Here is a 17,966-nt window from a genome sequence, read left to right on the forward strand (position 1 = left end):
AAGGCTAAAATACATACATGCATATACAAGTTGGCACGGCTCAATTTCCCTCGTGGATCAGGCGCATCCGCTCGCGCTTTCAGGATCGATCAAGTCGAGGAAATCGGTCACCCGATCGGCCCCGGCATCGGGCTCGCTGCCGACCATGGCCGCGACTGAAAAGGCGATGAGAGAAGACACCGGCGTGTGGCTGCGCGCGCCGGCGCGCAGGTTCATGACCAGGGTCGGCGACAGGAAAAGCCCTGAGCGCAGGACCGCCCGCCAATCCGCCGGCAGCATGCCGCGCCGCTTGAGCTCGAGCAGCAAGGGTCGCCACAAAGCGGTGGCCTTGACCTCCAGCAGGTCGCGGCGAACCGGGCTCAAATCCCAGTCCGTGTCGACAAGGAGCAGATTTCCTTCCAGCCGCGCCCGTGCGCGAAAAGTCTCCGTCGCGATGGCCGGATCGTAGAGCCAGAACGGATGGGCGAAGATGTTGTGGAAGGTGGCCTTCACCTCGGCCAGCAGCGTCGGGATATGCGAGCCGGCAAAAGCAGGATCGAAGAAGGACAGCTCCGCCCTCCCCGCTTCTTCCGTGTACCAGACATTGGCATTGTGGGCGTCGCCATGCGCGACCACGCCGCCGGCATCGGCTAGCCGGTCCGGCCGCAAGCGCGCCGCAGCAGCGTCGAAAAGTTCGCCGATGCTGCTGGTGTAAAGCTGGCCGTTGATGACGAATTTCAGCCGGGAGAACCGATCCCAGCCAAGTTCCATGCCCGGAAAGACAAACGGCTTGCCAACGTAGAAATCCGCCAGCCGGCCGCCCGGCGACGACCGCGTATCGGCGTCGACCAGCCGCTCATAAAACAGCCGGTGGATCGGCTCCGCCGAGACCTCCGCGACAGTCACCGGATGCAGCTTCTCGAGATAGACCTCGAGCAGCCTGGCGGACAGGTCGCGCTCGGCGAGAACCGCCTCGCGCCGCTTGCCGGCATCGTCCTCAACATCCAGCGCGAACAGGACATCCGAGAATCTCGGATCCGTGCGGCGCCGATAGACAAGGATCTGCTCGCCGGGCTGAGCGGACATATGGACAGGCTGGTCGACCGGCAGGCCGGCACGCGACAGGATCTCGGCCCGGTAGTATTCGCCGGTCATGCCCTCTTCGCGTTCCTCCTGGTGAAACTTGAAGAAATAGGCCTGGCCCTCGCTGTCGAAGAAGCCGTTCAACGAATTGAGGCTGTATTTGTCGACATTGATGCGGACATTGCTTGGGGTCATCCCGAACAGGTCGCCCAGCAGCGCCGCCAGCGCGCGTTGCGCCTCGCCGACATCATGCTGCGCGAGCGTGCGGATCCGCGCCGTACGGCTCGGTGTCTGTGTCATCGATCGTCGCCTCGGGTCAGGCCGTCAGCCGAGAGTGAAATCGTGCTCATCAATACATGTACATACATCTATGGAAAACCTCTGCGAACTGCGGTAGCCCTGCTGCCGTCAGTTGGTCTTGGAAGGGGAATAGCGGCTGCCGAGCGAATAGCGGCTGCCGGCATAGGTCAGCTTGCTGATGGTGGCGACGATCGCGCCCGTCCATGTGCGACGGTGCAAAAACAGACAGCAGCTGCCGACATCGATATTGAGATGCCGCGCCGTCTCGGCGTCGGCCGGGATCGCCGAGATGATATGCTCGACCTCGGTCACCGGGGTTTTCTGCATGAGGTAGTCGTAGGTCGCCGTCTTCGAAAAATCCTGCTTGTCGTAGTCGGGGATCAGGCTCGGATTGACGAAGCGCTCTTCCAACTGCACCGGCAAGTCGTTCTCGAAATTGACGACGACCGAGTGATAGATCGCGACGCGCTTTGGGAACTCGAAGGACAAAGCGAGCTCCTTGGTCGGCATGATGGTTTCCAGCACGAGGACTTCGGAGCGATGCCTGTTGCCACGCTCGACGATCTCGGCCGCGATGTTGTTGATCTCGATCAGCGTCGATTGCGGCCGGGGCGGCGCGATGAAGGTGCCGACGCCTTGCAGCCGGATCAGGAACCCCGCCGCGGTCAGTTCCCGCAAGGCCCGGTGGACCGTCATGCGCGAGACACCAAGCGAAACCACCAGCTCATTCTCGGACGGCAGCTTGCGATCCTTGCCCCACCGGCCCGTTCCGATGTTGGTCAGGATGTAGTCCTTCACCTTCTCGTAAAGGGGGCTCGCCGTATCGGGCAAATCGATCATTTCAAAATCCTTTCCGGCAATTTATCGGAAATCACGCCGGCTCAACAGGTTGCCGCATGCGGATGATTGTTTTCAAGCCGTCGCTTTGCCCCGCCAACAGCCGCTCATAAGTGGCCGGAATATCGTCGAGACCGATCTCGCGATCGATCAGGGCGAGCAACGGTTCGCTCAATTCACCCAGCATCCGCACGGCGTCGGGCAGTTCGTCGGCGAAGGCATGGCACCCCAGCAGCGCGATCTCGCGTTCGACCAGAACGTTGGGGTCGATGTCGAGACGGCCGTGGAAGATGCCGACCATCGCCACCGCGCTGCCGGAATCGAGAACGCCGAGCAACTGAGTGAATGCGGCGATGCTGCCGGTCGCCTCCACGGCCGCCAGGAGCGGAGCATTGGCGGTGGCGGCGGCAATGGCATCGCGGTCGAGGTCGACGATTGTTGCGCCGGTCACCCGCGCCACGCGGGCGCAGCGGGCCTGGTTGCGGTCGGCAACAAGCACCGTGCCGGCGAAGCTTCGAGACAGCAGCAGCGCGGCGAGACCGCCGATCGGCCCGCAGCCGACGACAAGCACCGAACCTGCCGTCTTGGGCAGACGCCGTACTGCGTGCAGCGCCACCGCGAGCGGCTCGGCCATCGCGGCAACCCGTTCGTCAAGTGCTGCATCGACAACATGCAGCAAGCGTGCGGGCAACACCGCCTGTTCGGCGAAGCCGCCGTCGCAGACTTCGCCGACGAAGCCCAGCGAAGCGCAGAGATGGCGCCTGCCGGCGCGGCATTGCGCGCATTCCCCGCACCAGAAGCGGGAATCGGCAACCACCCTGTCGCCGACGGCGACGGTGTCGACGCCCTCGCCGAGCGCTGTCACCGTGCCGGTCAGCTCGTGGCCGGCCGTCGAAGGCGAGCGGCTTATCCATTGGCCGGTGCGGAAATTGTGCAGGTCCGAACCGCAGATGCCGGCGGCATCGACCCTGAGCTTCACCCAGCCGGCATCCGGAATGCCTGGCGGGGCAATGTGCTCCACGCGCAGATCGCCGGGTCCATAAAGCCGTGCTGCCTTCATCGCGATCGTCTCCGTTCAGCCGGCGAGGTAGCGGTCGCGGATTTCCGAGACGGCGTTTTCGTGCGAGCTGAAGCCCTCGTAGCGGGCGAGCCTGCGGGCGTGCTTCGCCAATTCCGGATAGGCGGCCGAGGTGACATAGCCGACCGACGAGCGCTTGACGAAATCCGTCACCGAAAGCGGCCCATAGGTCCGCGCCCAGCGGCTGGTCGGCAGCACGGCATTCGGCCCAAGGACGAAGTTGGCAAGCGTCACCGGCGTGTGCGGACCCATGAGGATCTCGGCCGCCTCGGTGATGTGCCCGAGATGCGCGAACGGCTCCTTCGACAGGATTTCCAGATGTTCGGGCGCATAGTCGTTGATGAAGCGGTAACTGTCTTCCAGCGACGCTGTCAGTACGATGCCACCGCGCTTGCCGGTCAGCACCGCGCGCGAGAATTCCACACGCTGTTCGGTCATCCGCGACCAGTGTTGCGGGAGCGCAGCGAGCGCTACCTCGGCGACCTTGCGGCTGTGCGTCACCAGATAGGCCGAGGAATCCGGTCCGTGCTCGGCCTCGATCAGCAGATCGAGCGCGGCAAGGCCGCCGTCGATACTGTCATCGGCAAAGATGATGGCTTCCGACGGTCCGGCCGGAAGCCCTGTGTTAATGACCGAGGACAGTACGCTCTTCGCCGCCACCACCCATGGGCTGCCGGGGCCGACGATCTTGAGCGCCGGCTTCACCGTCTCGGTGCCGTAGGCGACGGCGGCGACGGCATGGGCGCCGCCGCATTTGTAGACGGTTTGCACGCCGGCGAGACGAGCCGCGACCAGGGTCGCCGCATCCACCGAACCATCCGATGTCGCTGGCGTCACGATGGCGATCTGCGGCACACCGGCAATGACCGCCGGAACTGATGTCATCATCGTCACCGACGGGAAGGCGCCCTTGCCGCGCGGCACATAGAGCGCGACTGAGGCGATCGGCGTATAGCGGTCGCCGGCATAGGCGCCCGGCCGAACTTCCTTGAGCCACATCGTTTCCGGCTTCTGCTCCTCATGGAAACGCCTGATGTTGTCTATGCCGAAGCCGATGCTTTCCACGACATCCTTCTCGACCTTGTCGAAGGCCGCATCGAACTCGGCTTCCGACACCTGCAGTCCGCCTTCGGCGACATTGGCCTTGTCGAGCTCCCTGGCGAAGCGGATCAGCGCGGCGTCACCCTCGTCCTTGACGGCCTGGATGATCGGGCGGACCTTTTCGACGAAGACCGACAGATCGGCCTCGGCGCGCTTCAGCAGGCTGGACCGCTGGGTGGCGTCGAGCGATGACAGATCGTGGAAGCTGACGTCGGACATGGATATTCCTCTTTGTTGGAACGCAACGCGCCGGCCGGTTACGTTGCGCAAGACGTTGATTTCGAACCTTTAGCGCTGCCTCAAATCGATGCCAGGAAGCCGCCATCCACCGGAATGGACTGGCCGGTTATGTAGGCCGCCGCATCCGAGGCAAGGAAGACGGCAACGCCGTGCAGGTCGCCGAGATCGCCGAAACGGTGCTGCGGGATCTTGGCGAGCATGGACTGCTGCCATGCCTCGTTGCTGTAGAACACATCGGTCATCGCCGTCCGGAAGTAACCCGGGGCGATGGCGTTGACCCTGATGCCGAGACCCGCCCACTCCGCCGCCAGCGCCCTGGTCATGCCGAGCAGGCCCGACTTCGACGAACCATAGGGCACCGCGGTGGGAATGCCGACTTCTGATGTCAGTGAGCAGAGATTGATGATGGCGCCGCCATGCCCGGCATCCCGCATCTGCAGCGCGGCCGCCTGGGCGCAGAAGAACGCCCCCTTGAGATTGGTGTCGATGATCCGGTCCCACAGCGCTTCGTCGACGTCGAGAGAGGGCCTGACCTCTTCCATTCCGGCATTGTTGACGAGGATGTCGAGACCGCCAAGCAGGCCCGCAGCCTCGGCGGTGGCCGTCCGGCAGCGGTTGACATCGGTGACGTCGAGAGCGACGGCATGCGCAACCCCGCCGGCCGCGCGGAGCGCCGCCGTGACCTCATCGAGGGACGCCAGGCTGCGCGCGGTGACCGCGACGTCGGCGCCGGCAGCGCTCAACGCTTCGGCGATGCTGCGGCCGATTCCGCGGCTGGCGCCGGTGACAAGCGCTTTCCTGCCGGCGAGATCGAACAGAGAAGCATTGCGCATGTGATCCTCCTTGCCGGTGTCGCGCTTCCGTTCCGATAGCGAGACTACCAGATCAAGTTACATATACAAGCATATACAAACAATTTCGGCTGCGCTACTTCTAGCAAAAATTCGCTGCACCAGTGCGCCTGTCAATGACCTGACTCACCCCGGGAACGATGCGGCGAAACCCAGTGTTTGCGAACCCGGTCGATGATGGGGTCCGTCGGCCGACCGCAGAGGAGCCCGCTCGTGTCGAGAGCATCAGACATGGTCCGAACCGAAGTCACGCGCTTGTCGCCTTACAATTCCGGACTGACCATCGCCGAAGTCATGCAACGATATGCTCCGGCCAGGATCGCCAAGCTGGGGTCGAATGAAAACCCCCTCGGCCCGAGCCCGACGCTGGCCACGATGGTGCAGGCCGGCGCCGAGATGTTCCGGCTCTATCCGGATCCGGCCGGGCGCGAACTGCGCCAGGCGATCGCCGCCAGATATGGATTCGGCGAGGACCAGATCATCCTCGGCAATGGCTCGGAGGACCTTCTGTCCGTCATCAGCCGTGCCGTGCTGAGGCCCGGCGATACCGTCGTCACGCTCTATCCATCGTTCCCGCTGCACGAGGACTATGCGACGCTGATGGGCGCGAGCGTCAAACGAGTGACCGTCAACAACGACCTCACCATCAATGTCGATGCCCTGATCGAGGCGGTGCGCGAGCGGCCCCGCATGCTACTGTTCTCCAACCCGATGAACCCGGTCGGCAGCTGGCTGTCCGCCGGCGACCTGTCGAAGGTTCTGGATGCGGCCGGCGACGAGACGCTGATCGTCGTCGACGAAGCCTATGCCGAATATGCGGAAGGCGACGACTATGCCTCGTCGCTGCCTTACCTCCGCAAACGCGACCGACCCTGGATCGTGCTGCGGACATTTTCCAAGGCGTTCGGGCTCGCCGGATTGCGGATCGGCTTCGGCATCGCCGGCGACCCGGAATTGCGCGCCCTGCTCGACAGGGTACGCACACCATTCAACGCCAATGGCATGGCACAAGCCGCCGCGCTGGCGGCGTTGGCGGACGAGGAACACCTTGCAAGGGTCGTCGCGCTTGCCAAGGCGGAAAGAACGCGGGTCGAGAGTTTCCTCCGGAACATGGGCCTCGACGTCGCCCCTTCCCGCGGCAATTTCCTGTTCTTCAACTGCCGGCAAAATGCCTCCGCCTTCGCCGAGGGCCTGCTGCGCGAAGGCGTCATCGTCAAACCCTGGAAGCAACAAGATTTCGACAGCTATGTGCGTGTCAGCATCGGCTCGCCAGCGGAGAACGACCACTTCATGGCGGCGCTGTCGCCGCTGTTGTTGTGATTTCCCGAAAGCCATGCTGAATTGCCTGGCGCGCACCGGGCACGATATTGGACGGTCTGCCGTTCCCAATATGGAGTTTTCGCAAGTGGCGCATCGCTTTCGGCCAACGGCTTCCATCCAGCCTCTCGGGCCCGTGTTCCTCTCCAGCCACCTTGACGATACCCAGCATGCTTGAGAGCAACCCACCGAAAAGCCTCTACCGCGAAACGGCCGGAGGGACCGGCAATTACCCTGCCCTTGCCGGGGCGCAGCGGGCAAGGGTCGCCATTGTCGGCGGCGGCTTCACCGGCCTTTCCACCGCCTTGCATTTGGCGGAAGCGGGCGACGACGTTGCCGTGCTGGAAGCGGCCCAGCCGGGCTGGGGCGCTTCGGGCAGGAATGGCGGCCAGGTCAATCCCGGCCTCAAATACGATCCCGACACGATCGAGGCGATGTTCGGCCCCGACCTTGGGCCGCGGATGATCGATTTCTCCTACGGCGCGCCGGATTTCACCTTCGGCCTCATCCGGCGCCTGTCGATCGCCTGCGAGGCCCGGCAGAATGGCACGATCCGCGCGGCCATCCGGCCGAAGCCGGAAGCCGCGGTGCGAACCACGGCCGCGCAATGCGAGCGGCGGGGCATGCCGGTCAGCATGCTGGATGCACAGGCGATGGCGACACGAACCGGTACCGGCAGATACATAGCCGGCATGTTCGACGCCCGCGGCGGCGACCTCCATCCCCTGAAATACACGATCGGCCTGGCAGCCGCCGCGCGGAACGCTGGCGCGCGGATTTTCGGTGGCAGCGAAGTGCTTTCGCTGAAGCGAGAGGCTGGACGATGGGTCTTCAAAACCGCCAACGGCTCGGTCAGCGCCGAGAAGGTGCTTGTGGCAACCAACGGCTATACCGGAGCCCTGTGGCCGGGCCTGGAGCAGTCGGTTGTTCCGGTGTTCAGCGCGATCGCGGCGACCGAACCGCTTGCGCCGGCAGCCGCGGCCGCAATTCTCCCTGAAAGGCCGGTCGTCTACGAAGCCGGCAATATCACCGTGTACTACCGCATCGACGCGCAGAACCGTCTTCTCATGGGCGGCCGGGGACCGATGAAGCCGATCGGCGATGCTGCCGCCATCCGCTACCTCACCGACTATGCGCTGCGGCTGTGGCCGGCGCTCTCCGGAGCACGCTGGACGCATGGCTGGAACGGCCGGGTCGCGATCACCAAGGACCATCTGCTGCACATTCACGAGCCGGAGGACGGCGTGCTGATATGCCTTGGCTACAACGGTCGCGGCGTCGCCATGGCCTCGGCGATGGGCGCTGCCCTGGCGCAACGGCTGCAAGGCCGCGAGACGTCGCCGTTTCCCATGCCGATATCGGCGCTCGAGCCAATCCGGTTCCACCGCCTCTGGCCGCTCGGGGTGAAGGCCGCGATCCTGTCGGGGCGGCTGAAGGACCGGTTCGGCCTCTGACGCGAAGCGTTCGACCGACCTGACGGCTCGTGAGGTTGGAAAAGCTGCTCCTAACTAGCGATACTTCGGAAACGCGTCGCCGGCCGGCGCGTTGGCCCAGCTCTGCAATGTCTGGCCGCCGTCGATCAGCCAGTCGACGCCGGTGACGTGCCTTGCCTCGTCCGAGGCGAGGAAGGCCACGGCGGCCGCGACATCGTCCGGCTGGCCAATGCGGCGCAGCGGGATGCGGTCGGCGAAATGCTGGACGCTGCTCTTGAAATCGCCATCGGCGTCGATCTGTCCGGCACCTATGCTTTCGGCGCGACGGTTGCCGATTTCTGGGGCGAGCGCGGCGAGAAGGACAATGCGCGCATCGCTCACGAAGTCGATGCCGACCGCTTCTTCAAGCTGATGTTCGACCTGTTGCGGGATTAGCCCGCGCGGGGATATGCCGTTGCTTCAGCGTGACCCGGTGCCACGAACCGGGTCAGCCAGTCTTTCGGCGTGCCATCTCAGATGGTCGTCCATGAATGTCGAAATGAAGAAATACGAATGGTCGTAGCCGTCCTGCATGCGCAAGGTCAGCGCAATGCCGGCCTTGGCGCAGGCCGCTTCCAGCAGCCACGGCCTCAGCCCGTCCTTGAGAAAGCCGTCCGACGTCCCCTGATCGACGAAAAGCTCGGGGAAACGGTGGCCATCCTCGATGAGCAAGGTGGCATCGTAGCCCCGCCATGAAGCCTCGTCGGCGCCGAGGTATTTTTCGAGGGCGGGCCGCGACCAGCCGGCGGTGCTTGGCTGCACGATTGGCGCGAAGGCCGAGCAGCTTCTGAAGCGCTCGGGATTTTTGAGCGCGATCGTCAGCGCGCCATGCCCGCCCATCGAATGGCCGAAGATCGCCTGGCGCGTCATATCGGCCGGAAACTCCTGCGCGATCAACGCCGGCAATTCCTCGGTGACATAGGAATACATGCGGTAGTTTGTGGCGTAGGGCGCCTGCGTGGCGTCGAGGTAGAAGCCGGCGCCGCTGCCGAACTGCCAATTGTCCTTCTCGTCGGGAATATCGGCGCCGCGCGGGCTGGTATCGGGACAGACGACGATCAGGCCAAGCTCCGCGGCCTTGCGCCGGTATTCCCCCTTGTCCATCACATTGGCATGGGTGCAGGTGAGGCCGGAGAGGTACCAGACGACGGGGCAAGGTTTTTCACGCGCCTGCGGCGGCACGAAGACGGCGAAAATCATGTCGCAAGAGCAGGCGTCCGAAGCATGGGAATAGACGCCCTGCACGCCGCCATGCGACTTGGCCGAGGAGAGGGTCTTCATCCGGTCCGACATCTTGTTTCTTCTCCGCCAACGTCCTTCACGGCGGCCTGTCTACGGCATGGGCCGGGACCGCGGCAACCCTGATGGATTGGACCATGGTCGCGAGAGCAGCTCCGGCCTATTCCGCCGCCAGAGCCGTCATTTCCCGCCGGAACGGCAGCGCATCGCCGATATCATGTTCGTCCAGCTCCCGCGCCAAGCGGTGGCCGCCATGGGTCGCGGCGGCTTCGGCATCCGAGGACAACGCACATCGCCACGACATTATTAGCGCGGATCCAGCAGGATCATCTCCGCTGCCTTCTCGGCGATCATGACGACCGGAGAGTTGGTGTTGCCCGAGACGATTGTCGGCATGATCGAGGCATCGACCACGCGCAGTCCGGCAAGCCCGTGAACGCGTAGCCGGTCGTCGACCACCGCCATCGAGTCCGAACCCATCTTGCAGGTGCCGACCGGGTGGAAAATCGTCGTGCCGATATCGCCGGCCTTGCGGATAAGGTCTTCGTCGCTGTCATATTGCGTACCGGGCAGCATCTCTTCGGGCGCAAAGCGTGCCACGGCCCGTGCCTTCATCAGGCTGCGCACATGGCGCAGCGATGCGACCGCGACGCCGCGGTCTCCCGTGGTGGAGAGATAGTTCGGCCGGATCTTCGTCGCCTCGCGCGGATCGGACGATGCCATATGCACGGCACCCCGGCTTTCCGGGCGCAGATTGCAGACCGACACGGTGACCGCGGGAAAGCGATGCAGCGGCTCGCCCAGACGGTCTGTGCTGAGCGGTTGCACATGATATTCCAGATCAGGTGTTGCGAGGCGCGGATCGCTCCTGGCAAAAATGCCGAGCTGGCTCGGCGCCATCGACAACGGCCCGCTGCGTTTGAGCGCATATTCCACACCCATCGCCGCGCGGCTGATCAGATTGTGATAGCGCTGGTTGAGCGTCGCGGCATTGGCGACCTTGAAAACCGTGCGTATCTGCAGATGGTCCTGCAGATTTTCGCCAACACCCGGCAAGGCGTGTCGAACATCCACGCCAATGCTCGAAAGCAGGTCAGGGCGCCCCACCCCCGACAGTTCGAGGATCTTCGGCGAGTTGATGGCACCGGCAGCAAGGATCGTCTGTCCGGCGCTGACCTTGTGCAGGCGGTCGCCTTGGCGGAAGAGCAGTCCGGTGACGCGTCGGCCGTCGAATTCGAGCCGTTCCGTCTCAGCCCCCGTCACCACGCGCAGATTCTGACGCGCCGCAATGCCGCGCAAAAATGCCTTCGATGTGTTCCAGCGCACCCCTTGCCGCTGGTTGACCTCGAAATAGCCCGAGCCTTCATTGGTGCCGGTGTTGAAATCTTCGGTGCGGGGAATGCCGAGTTCCTCGGCGGCTTCCCGGAACGCGTCGAGGATCGGCCAGGACAGACGCTGCCGTTCGACCCGCCACTCGCCGCCGCTGCCGTGCATGGCGCTCTTGCCGCCGTGATAGTCTTCCGACTTGCGGAAATACGGCAGCACATCGTCCCAACCCCAGCCGACATTGCCGGCCTGTCGCCAGCCGTCATAGTCGGCTGCCTGGCCACGCATGTAGATCATGCCGTTGATCGACGAACAGCCACCAAGCACCTTGCCGCGCGGATAGTTGAGGCTGCGTCCGTTGAGACCGGCTTCCGGTTCGGTCTTCATCATCCAGTCGGTGCGCGGATTGCCCATGCAGAAGAGGTAGCCGATCGGGATATCGACCCAGTGATAGCGGTCGCTGCCGCCGGCTTCGAGCAGCAGCACCCGGTTGCGCGGATCGGCCGAGAGCCGGTTGGCGAGCACGCAGCCGGCGGAGCCGGCGCCGACGATGACGTAGTCGTAATCGCCGAAAGGGGATGGTGAAGTTTCGCTCACGTGCGTGCCTGCCGTGCGGCGATGCGCTCCCACATCGGAATCATCGCCTGGTTGATCTCGCCATAAAGGCGATACCCTCCCGCGTAGGCCTCGGCAACCGCCACCCATGGCCGCTGCAGCCGATGGCGACGATCTCGCCGGCACCGATGCCGGCTTCGGCTATGCTTTGGCCGATGACCGAAACCGCGTTGCGCCAGAAGCGCCGTGGTGTCGGTCCCCTAGTCTAGATATCGATGCGCTGCTCGCTGCCGGGGTCGAACAGGTTGGCGCTGGCCGGATCGACGGCAAGGAATATCGGCTCGTTTCGCCGGCCTGCAAACCTCGGCGGCAGGCGGGCGATGATCGACTGGTCGCCAACCTGCACCGTCACCATGGTTTCAGGCCCTGTAGGCTCCACGACATCGATCACCCCGGTGACCGAAGCTTCATCGCGCCCGGCCACCTTCAGTTCTTCAGGCCTTATGCCCAGGATCACAGGGCGCTCTGAATCAACCGGCCGCTTGCCGGCCTGCAATGCGACCGACACGCCGCTCGCCGCGAAACGCACGCCATTCGCGTCCGAGACCAGACGCCCGGGCAGGAAGTTCATCGCCGGCGATCCGATGAAACTTGCGACGAACACGTTGGCGGGCCGTTCATAGATGGTGCGAGGATCGGCAAACTGCTGGATATGGCCGCCCTTCATCACCGCCACCTTGGTGGCCAGCGTCATCGCCTCGATCTGATCATGTGTCACATAGACGATGCTCGTGCCGAGACGCTCGTGCAGGCGCTTGATCTCCGTGCGCATTTCCACACGAAGCTTTGCATCGAGATTGGAAAGCGGCTCGTCAAAAAGGAACAGCTCCGGGTCGCGCACGATCGCCCGCCCCATTGCAACGCGCTGCCGCTGTCCTCCCGAAAGATTGGCAGGGCGTCGGTCGAGCAGATGCGAAATCTGCAGCAGCCGCGCGGCGTCGTCGACGGCGCGCTTGCGCTGATCGGCGTCCACGCCACGCATTTCCAATCCGAAGCCGATATTTCGCTCCACCGACATGGTCGGGTAAAGTGCATAGGACTGGAACACCATCGCGATATTGCGGTCCTTGGGCGCGAGATCCACGACCGAGCGTCCGCCGATCAGGATGTCGCCGCCGGACGTGTCGTCGAGGCCCGCAATCATGTTGAGCAGGGTCGACTTGCCGCATCCCGACGGCCCGAGCAGAACCAGAAAGCCTCCGTCCTCGAGCTCGATATCGACCCCGTGAAGGACCTGCACGGAGCCATAGGACTTGCGCACGTCCTTGATGGAAAGTGTCGCCATGCGAATGCTCCTAACCTTTGATGGCGCCCGCGGTCAGCCCCTGAACCATGGTTCGCTGGACGATGGCGAAGAGGACGATGACAGGCAGGATGCTGAGAATGCCGCCTGCCGCCAGGACACCCCATGGAAGCTGGAATTCGCCGACCATCAACTGCAGGCCCACGGGCCAGGTGCGTGATCCCTGCCCTGTCGTCAGCATCAGGGCGAACAAGAACTCGTTCCAGGCAGCGATGGCAATGAACACCGAACTTGCCACCAGACCGTTGCGCGCAAGCGGCATGACGATGCGGACCATGGCGCCAAGCCTTGTCGAGCCGTCGATGCGCGCCGCGCTCTCGAGTTCCTTGGGTGCGGAGTCAAAGAAACCTTTGAGCATCCACACGAACAGCGGCAAAAGGAAACTCGTATAGGCAAGCGCAAGTCCGAAACGGCTGTCGACGAGGCCGACGCCACGCATGACAACATAAAGGGGAATGATCATCATCACGGCGGGGAACATGCGCACGACGAGATAGCCGAGCATGAGCTGCGTTCGGCCGCGAAATGCGAAGCGTGAAAATGCATAGGCGGCAAGCGTGCCCGTGGCGACGCAGATCGTCACTGTCAGGAAGGTGACGACCAGGCTGTTGGCTATCAGCCGCGGGAAGCCGGACTGCGTCCAGATCGCCACATAATGGTCGAAGGTGACGCGCCTCGGTATGTACTGCATGGTCTGGGTGACGATGTCGGCCTCGTATTTTAGCGATGTCAGAAACATCCAGATCATCGGACCGATGCAGAACATCGACAGGGTCGCGAGGACCAAGTAGGTGGCGATGTTGGCGATCACCCGCCGGCGGCGCTTGCTTTCAATCATCGCCGTCTCCCTTGGTGATCCTGGACAGGCGGATATATGCCGTCGCGAAGATCATCAGGATTACGAACATCACCACCGACAGGGCGGATGCGTAGCCGAAATTGAATTCCTTGTACGCGGTCTGGAAGGCGTATAGCGACAGGACCTGCGTGGCATCTCCCGGTCCGCCACCGGTGAGAATGAGGAGCAGATCGGGCGAATTGACCAGCCCGATGACGCGCAGGATCACCGCCGCCGCAATCACGGTCTTGAGCATCGGCAAGGTGATCAGCCTGAGCTGCGCCGGGACGCCCGCGCCGTCCACCGCGGCTGCCTTGTAGAGATCTTCGGGAATGCTCTTCAGGCCCGCGAGCAACAGCAGCGCGAAGAATGGAAATCCGTGCCACGCCTCGACAAGGACGGTCGCCGCAAGCGCGGTATTGGGATCCGCGAACCATGCCTTGTAGGTGTGCAGGACGCCCGCGCGGACGAGAAGATCGTTGATGACCCCAAGCCTCGGATCGAGCAGCAGGGCCCACATATGACCCGCCACGACGTTGGGCAGGAAATAGGGAAGCAGGATCAGCACGGCGAAGATCTTCGTGCCCGGCAAATCCCTGTTGAGGGCGGTCGCGGCGAGAAGGCCGAGCGCCAATTCCAGCACGACGGCCGCGGTGACCCAGACGACCGTGTTCTTCAGGGCGATCCAGAAGACAGGATCGGACCACATTGCCGCATAATGTTTGAAGCCGACCCAGCCACCCAGACCGGGACGCGTCAGACGCATCTCGCGAAAACTGATGGCCATGCCGTAAAGCGTCGGATAGGCGATCACCAGCAGGATCATGACGAGGCTGGGAAGGAGCAGCAAATACATCCAGTAGCGGGTCTCGGACAATTCGCCGAGAGCCCGCAATGGCCGATATCCGCTTGAGCTTGATGTCATGGATCCGCGATGCGAATGCATCGTCCCGTTGCGTTCAACGCATGGCCGCACGCCGGAGCCGGCCGTGCAGGGATGTATCAGCGAAGGGCGGCCTCGAGGCCCTGGATCATACGGTCCACAGCCTGCTCCGGTGTCGACTGGCCCGTGAGCACCGATTGGAAAGCGGGATTGACGACATTTTCGGACCAGCCCGCCGCGCCCACGAAATTGTTCGGCAGACGTCCGAACTCGAGCGTTTCGACCGCCGCGTGATAGATTGAATTGCCGGTGATCCGCGGATCTTGCAGGGCAGCGGCAGAGGCCGGGAAATAACCCGTGCCTTCGAGCAAGGCCAGGGCAGCATCGGTCTCGCCCCAGAAACTCACCCAGCGCCAGGCGGCCTCTATATTGTCTTCCTTCATGATGCCGTTGCCGGCGTAGGCAACGCGAGCGACATGCGCCTTCGGACCCGCCGGCATGGGTGCGGTCGAGAATTGTTTGCCCTGCTTCATCGCGGCCGAGATTTCATTCAGCGAACCGGTGTGGTGCCACACCATTGCCGTCTGCCCGGTGCGGAATCCCTCCATGATCTGGCGGTAGCTGTCGTTGGGCGCGCTCGGCGGCACGACCTTTTCCTTCAGGAAGAGATCGGAATAGAACGTTATCGCCTCGATCGCCGCTGCCTTGTCGATGGCTGGCTGCCCATCCCTGACGATCGGCGAGCCGAACGCCTCCATGACATCGATAACATATTTGAAACCGCCGGCGCCGGCGCGCATGCCAAAGGCATATCTACCCTTCGACGGGTCGGTCAGCTTGCGGCAAGCGCTCAGGAATTCGTCGAAATTCCGGGGCGGCCCGGCCAACCCGGCTTCCTCGAAATAGTCGGCACGGTAGTACATCCAATCGACGAAGGCGAAGGCGGGAACCGCATAGATGGCGCCGTTGCTGGAAAGCCCGGTCCAGCGATTTTCGGGGAAATTGGCCTTGCCCTTCCAGCCGTTCACGCGCTCGGTAAGATCAATCAACCCCTCCATCGCGGTGAGATCGGCGAAACGCTCGGCGATCACCATGGCGGTATCCGGACGGCCACCGGCCAGCACGGCCGAAGAGACCTTTGCCATATATTCAGAGTTCGGGATGTTCTCCTGCGTCACCGCCACATCGGCATTGGCCGCCTGAAACAATGCGATGATCTTCAGCAGGCTGGCCATTTCCGACTGGCTGGTGAAATGGTGCCAGTAACTGATGGCACTCGCGGCACGGGCGCCGCCGATATGCCCTGCCATCGCCAGGGCCGCCGTACCCATGAGAAACTGCCTCTTGTTCAACTGCATCCTATCTCCTCCAAGATATCAGATCATCAATCTGATCGATCAGTTGAAGTTTGGGTAGCATCCTTTCCCGCGCCATGCAACCGCCCGGCGCGCAACTGGACTAAGCGACGGATCACGATTGACCTGTCAGACGAGACCCAGGCTTCGCTGCATCGCCGCCTGGAAATGCGCCTGCAGTTTTGCCTCGGCGGCGTCGGCATTCCTTGTGCCGCAAGCCTCTAGGATATCGAGGTGCTCCTTGAGCGTTCGGACCATGATGGGTGTCGTGATCTTCCTGTCGAGCCGCAGCAGACGCAGATAATTGTGCATGCGCCGGTAGGTGCTGTCGATCAGGGGATTGCGCAGCGCGGCGATGACCGCGCCGTGCAACTCTCCCTCCAGCGCGTCCATCTCCTCCAGCTGTTCCGTTCCGAGACCATCGCGCTCGACGCGCCGAAGCAGCCTGGAATGCCGGATTTCCAAGGCATTCATGACGGCCTCATCGCCTTGTTCCGCAAAGACACGGATCGCGGCGCGCTCGACGATGGAGCGGAACTGGTAGGTGGCACGCGTAAGCTCCAGGCCGGGCCTGACGAACTGGATGCCGGAGCGCGGGTGGATGGTCAGGATCCCTTCCGCCTCAAGAACACGCAGGGCGTCGCGAAGCGGGGCAACAGGCACGTCGACGATCGCGGACAATTCGTTTTGCGAGATGAATGCCCCGGCCGGCACGCGCCGGTCGAACAAGCCCTCAAGGATTCTTTCATAGGCGACATCGCTCATGCGGGCGGCCGCCACGAGGGGAGAAGAGTCCGTTTTTGCCTTGCCCGCCACTTGCGGCCCCTCCATTGGTCCGGTACTAAGATACCATCTGATAGATCAGTTGGATATCGTAACCGATCAGAAAGCCCTTGTGATGAGCCTTTCGCATTTTCGTATAACCCGATTTCAGTTCGCCCGCGACCGGGTAATCGGGGACAGCCAGGTTCGGGCCGACGATGTCAACGTCGCCGCACTGGAGCTCGTTTCCGAGAGTGGCGAGGTGGGGCTGGGATTCATCCAGACGCTCTTCAATCCACTTCCTGATCAGCAAGAGATCGAGAGCGTTTTCGAACATGAGGTTTGGCCGAGCCTGAAGGGAAACAGGGCGATCGCCCTGGTCCACCGTGTGCACCGCCCGCGCGGCGGCAATCAGCGGGCTTACTCCCTGCCCTTTCACGAAGCGATTCAGGTGGCGCTTTGGGATCTTGCGGCCAAAGAAGCTGGCCTGCCCCTTCATGTCTTGCTTGGCAGTCGCCGCAACCGGGTGAAAGCCTATGCCAGCGGTCTCGATTTTCACCTCGACGATGAGGCCTTCGTCTCGCTGTTCTCCCACGCGGCTTCGATTGGCTACTCGGCTTTCAAGATCAAGGTCGGCCACCAGGATTTCGACCGCGACCTGAGGCGCCTGGAACTGTTGAAGGCCTGTGTCCCGGCCGGGTCCAAAATCATGATCGATCCGAACGAGGCCTGGACCTCTAAGGAGGCGCTCACGAAGTTGGTGGCGATCCGCGAGGCCGGCCACGAACTTCTGTGGGTCGAGGATCCAATCCTGCGTCACGACCATGAAGGGTTGAGAACACTCAGGCATGCCGTCACATGGACCCAGATCAACAGCGGCGAGTATCTGGATCTCCAGGGCAAACGGCTGCTCCTGGAAGCCCATGCGGCCGATATCCTGAATGTCCACGGCCAGGTGACGGATGTCATGCGCATCGGCTGGCTGGCAGCCGAACTCGGGATACCGATCAGCATCGGCAACACGTTCCTGGAGGTCGGCGTGCATATGGCGGCCGCGCTTCCCGAGGTCGAATGGCTGGAATATTCATTTCAGAACTTCGATCATCTGGTGGAACAGCCTATCGAAATCCGGGACGGCTACGCCTACGCGCCCGATCGGCCAGGCCATGGATTGGTCCTATCGGAAAAGGCGCGCGGCGAGTGGATCAGGCCAAGGCGCCTGGCACGGTCGGAGCTCGGCGCCGCGCCGGAAAATCCACGCCTTCCCGTGAAGCAGTAGAGAAGATGAAGCCCAGACCAGGGCTGCGGCGGTCGGCCCACTATCGTCGTTGGTTCAAAGTGAGGGGCTTGGACCGGGGCGCAATGGCTGTTGATGTCAATGTCTGCT

At 63.1% G+C, this 17,966-nt stretch carries 17 protein-coding genes and 1 pseudogene; 4 read left to right on the forward strand and 14 right to left on the reverse strand.

Features of this window, described 5'->3' with window-relative positions; all coding sequences use genetic code 11:
* Positions 1-57: 57 nt before the first annotated feature.
* From D3242_RS02690 to D3242_RS02710, 5 genes are all read right to left on the reverse strand, one after another.
* Positions 58-1,362: a hypothetical protein gene (locus tag D3242_RS02690; RefSeq protein ID WP_064983393.1), complete on the reverse strand. Its 1,305-nt coding sequence runs from the start codon at positions 1,360-1,362 to the stop codon at positions 58-60.
* A 108-nt stretch (positions 1,363-1,470) separates the two neighbouring features.
* Positions 1,471-2,202: a histidine utilization transcriptional repressor HutC gene (gene hutC / locus D3242_RS02695; RefSeq protein WP_019856675.1), complete on the reverse strand. Its 732-nt coding sequence runs from the start codon at positions 2,200-2,202 to the stop codon at positions 1,471-1,473.
* Positions 2,203-2,233: 31 nt separating this feature from the next.
* Positions 2,234-3,259, reverse strand: coding sequence for a zinc-dependent alcohol dehydrogenase (locus D3242_RS02700; RefSeq protein ID WP_064983395.1), 1,026 nt, complete (start codon positions 3,257-3,259; stop codon positions 2,234-2,236).
* Between the two features lie 15 nt (positions 3,260-3,274).
* Positions 3,275-4,597, reverse strand: a complete 1,323-nt coding sequence (gene hisD, locus D3242_RS02705; protein WP_064983397.1) for a histidinol dehydrogenase — start codon at positions 4,595-4,597, stop codon at positions 3,275-3,277.
* Between the two features lie 80 nt (positions 4,598-4,677).
* Entirely contained in the window at positions 4,678-5,451 is a 774-nt protein-coding gene (locus D3242_RS02710) for an SDR family NAD(P)-dependent oxidoreductase (RefSeq protein WP_064983398.1), read from the reverse strand.
* 195 nt (positions 5,452-5,646) lie between these two features.
* Between D3242_RS02710 and D3242_RS02715 the strand changes: the two genes are divergently transcribed.
* Both D3242_RS02715 and D3242_RS02720 read left to right on the forward strand, forming a co-directional pair.
* Positions 5,647-6,789 carry a histidinol-phosphate transaminase gene (locus D3242_RS02715; RefSeq protein WP_171880422.1) on the forward strand — a complete coding sequence of 381 codons (1,143 nt, stop codon included), beginning with the start codon at positions 5,647-5,649 and terminating at the stop codon, positions 6,787-6,789.
* Between the two features lie 167 nt (positions 6,790-6,956).
* Positions 6,957-8,240: an NAD(P)/FAD-dependent oxidoreductase gene (locus D3242_RS02720; RefSeq protein WP_064983399.1), complete on the forward strand. Its 1,284-nt coding sequence runs from the start codon at positions 6,957-6,959 to the stop codon at positions 8,238-8,240.
* 54 nt (positions 8,241-8,294) lie between these two features.
* Here D3242_RS02720 and D3242_RS02725 read toward each other — a convergent pair.
* Positions 8,295-8,492, reverse strand: a pseudogene (locus tag D3242_RS02725) (SDR family oxidoreductase); the annotation flags it as partial.
* Between D3242_RS02725 and D3242_RS02730 the strand changes: the two are divergent.
* The gene (locus D3242_RS02730; protein ID WP_223217961.1) at positions 8,478-8,654 is read left to right on the forward strand and encodes a hypothetical protein; all 177 of its coding nucleotides are present in this window, start codon (positions 8,478-8,480) and stop codon (positions 8,652-8,654) included. The pseudogene D3242_RS02725 and the gene D3242_RS02730 overlap by 15 nt on opposite strands.
* Before the next feature lie 24 nt (positions 8,655-8,678).
* Here the strand turns inward: D3242_RS02730 and fghA are convergent, their stop codons facing one another.
* From fghA to D3242_RS02765, 8 genes are all read right to left on the reverse strand, one after another.
* Positions 8,679-9,551: an S-formylglutathione hydrolase gene (fghA, locus tag D3242_RS02735; RefSeq protein ID WP_064983401.1), complete on the reverse strand. Its 873-nt coding sequence runs from the start codon at positions 9,549-9,551 to the stop codon at positions 8,679-8,681.
* 106 nt (positions 9,552-9,657) lie between these two features.
* Positions 9,658-9,783 carry a hypothetical protein gene (locus tag D3242_RS34240; protein WP_019856667.1) on the reverse strand — a complete coding sequence of 42 codons (126 nt, stop codon included), beginning with the start codon at positions 9,781-9,783 and terminating at the stop codon, positions 9,658-9,660.
* 20 nt (positions 9,784-9,803) lie between these two features.
* Positions 9,804-11,420, reverse strand: coding sequence for a GMC family oxidoreductase (locus D3242_RS02740; protein WP_064983402.1), 1,617 nt, complete (start codon positions 11,418-11,420; stop codon positions 9,804-9,806).
* Between the two features lie 223 nt (positions 11,421-11,643).
* Positions 11,644-12,723, reverse strand: a complete 1,080-nt coding sequence (locus D3242_RS02745; RefSeq protein WP_064983403.1) for an ABC transporter ATP-binding protein — start codon at positions 12,721-12,723, stop codon at positions 11,644-11,646.
* Between the two features lie 10 nt (positions 12,724-12,733).
* Positions 12,734-13,579, reverse strand: coding sequence for a carbohydrate ABC transporter permease (locus tag D3242_RS02750; RefSeq protein WP_064983405.1), 846 nt, complete (start codon positions 13,577-13,579; stop codon positions 12,734-12,736).
* Positions 13,572-14,474 carry a carbohydrate ABC transporter permease gene (locus D3242_RS02755; RefSeq protein ID WP_223217774.1) on the reverse strand — a complete coding sequence of 301 codons (903 nt, stop codon included), beginning with the start codon at positions 14,472-14,474 and terminating at the stop codon, positions 13,572-13,574. Before D3242_RS02755 ends, D3242_RS02750 begins: the two co-directional genes overlap by 8 nt.
* A gap of 107 nt (positions 14,475-14,581) precedes the next feature.
* Entirely contained in the window at positions 14,582-15,820 is a 1,239-nt protein-coding gene (locus D3242_RS02760) for an ABC transporter substrate-binding protein (RefSeq protein ID WP_064983407.1), read from the reverse strand.
* Positions 15,821-15,946: 126 nt separating this feature from the next.
* Positions 15,947-16,582, reverse strand: a complete 636-nt coding sequence (locus D3242_RS02765; protein WP_223217775.1) for a GntR family transcriptional regulator — start codon at positions 16,580-16,582, stop codon at positions 15,947-15,949.
* 133 nt (positions 16,583-16,715) lie between these two features.
* On the opposite strand from D3242_RS02765, the gene D3242_RS02770 reads away from it, so the two are divergent.
* Positions 16,716-17,858: a mandelate racemase/muconate lactonizing enzyme family protein gene (locus D3242_RS02770; protein ID WP_027046557.1), complete on the forward strand. Its 1,143-nt coding sequence runs from the start codon at positions 16,716-16,718 to the stop codon at positions 17,856-17,858.
* Positions 17,859-17,966: the final 108 nt, after the last annotated feature.

Origin of the sequence: Mesorhizobium jarvisii, from assembly GCF_003601985.1 — a bacterium.
In the GTDB taxonomy this organism is placed as follows: Bacteria; Pseudomonadota; Alphaproteobacteria; order Rhizobiales; family Rhizobiaceae; genus Mesorhizobium; species Mesorhizobium jarvisii.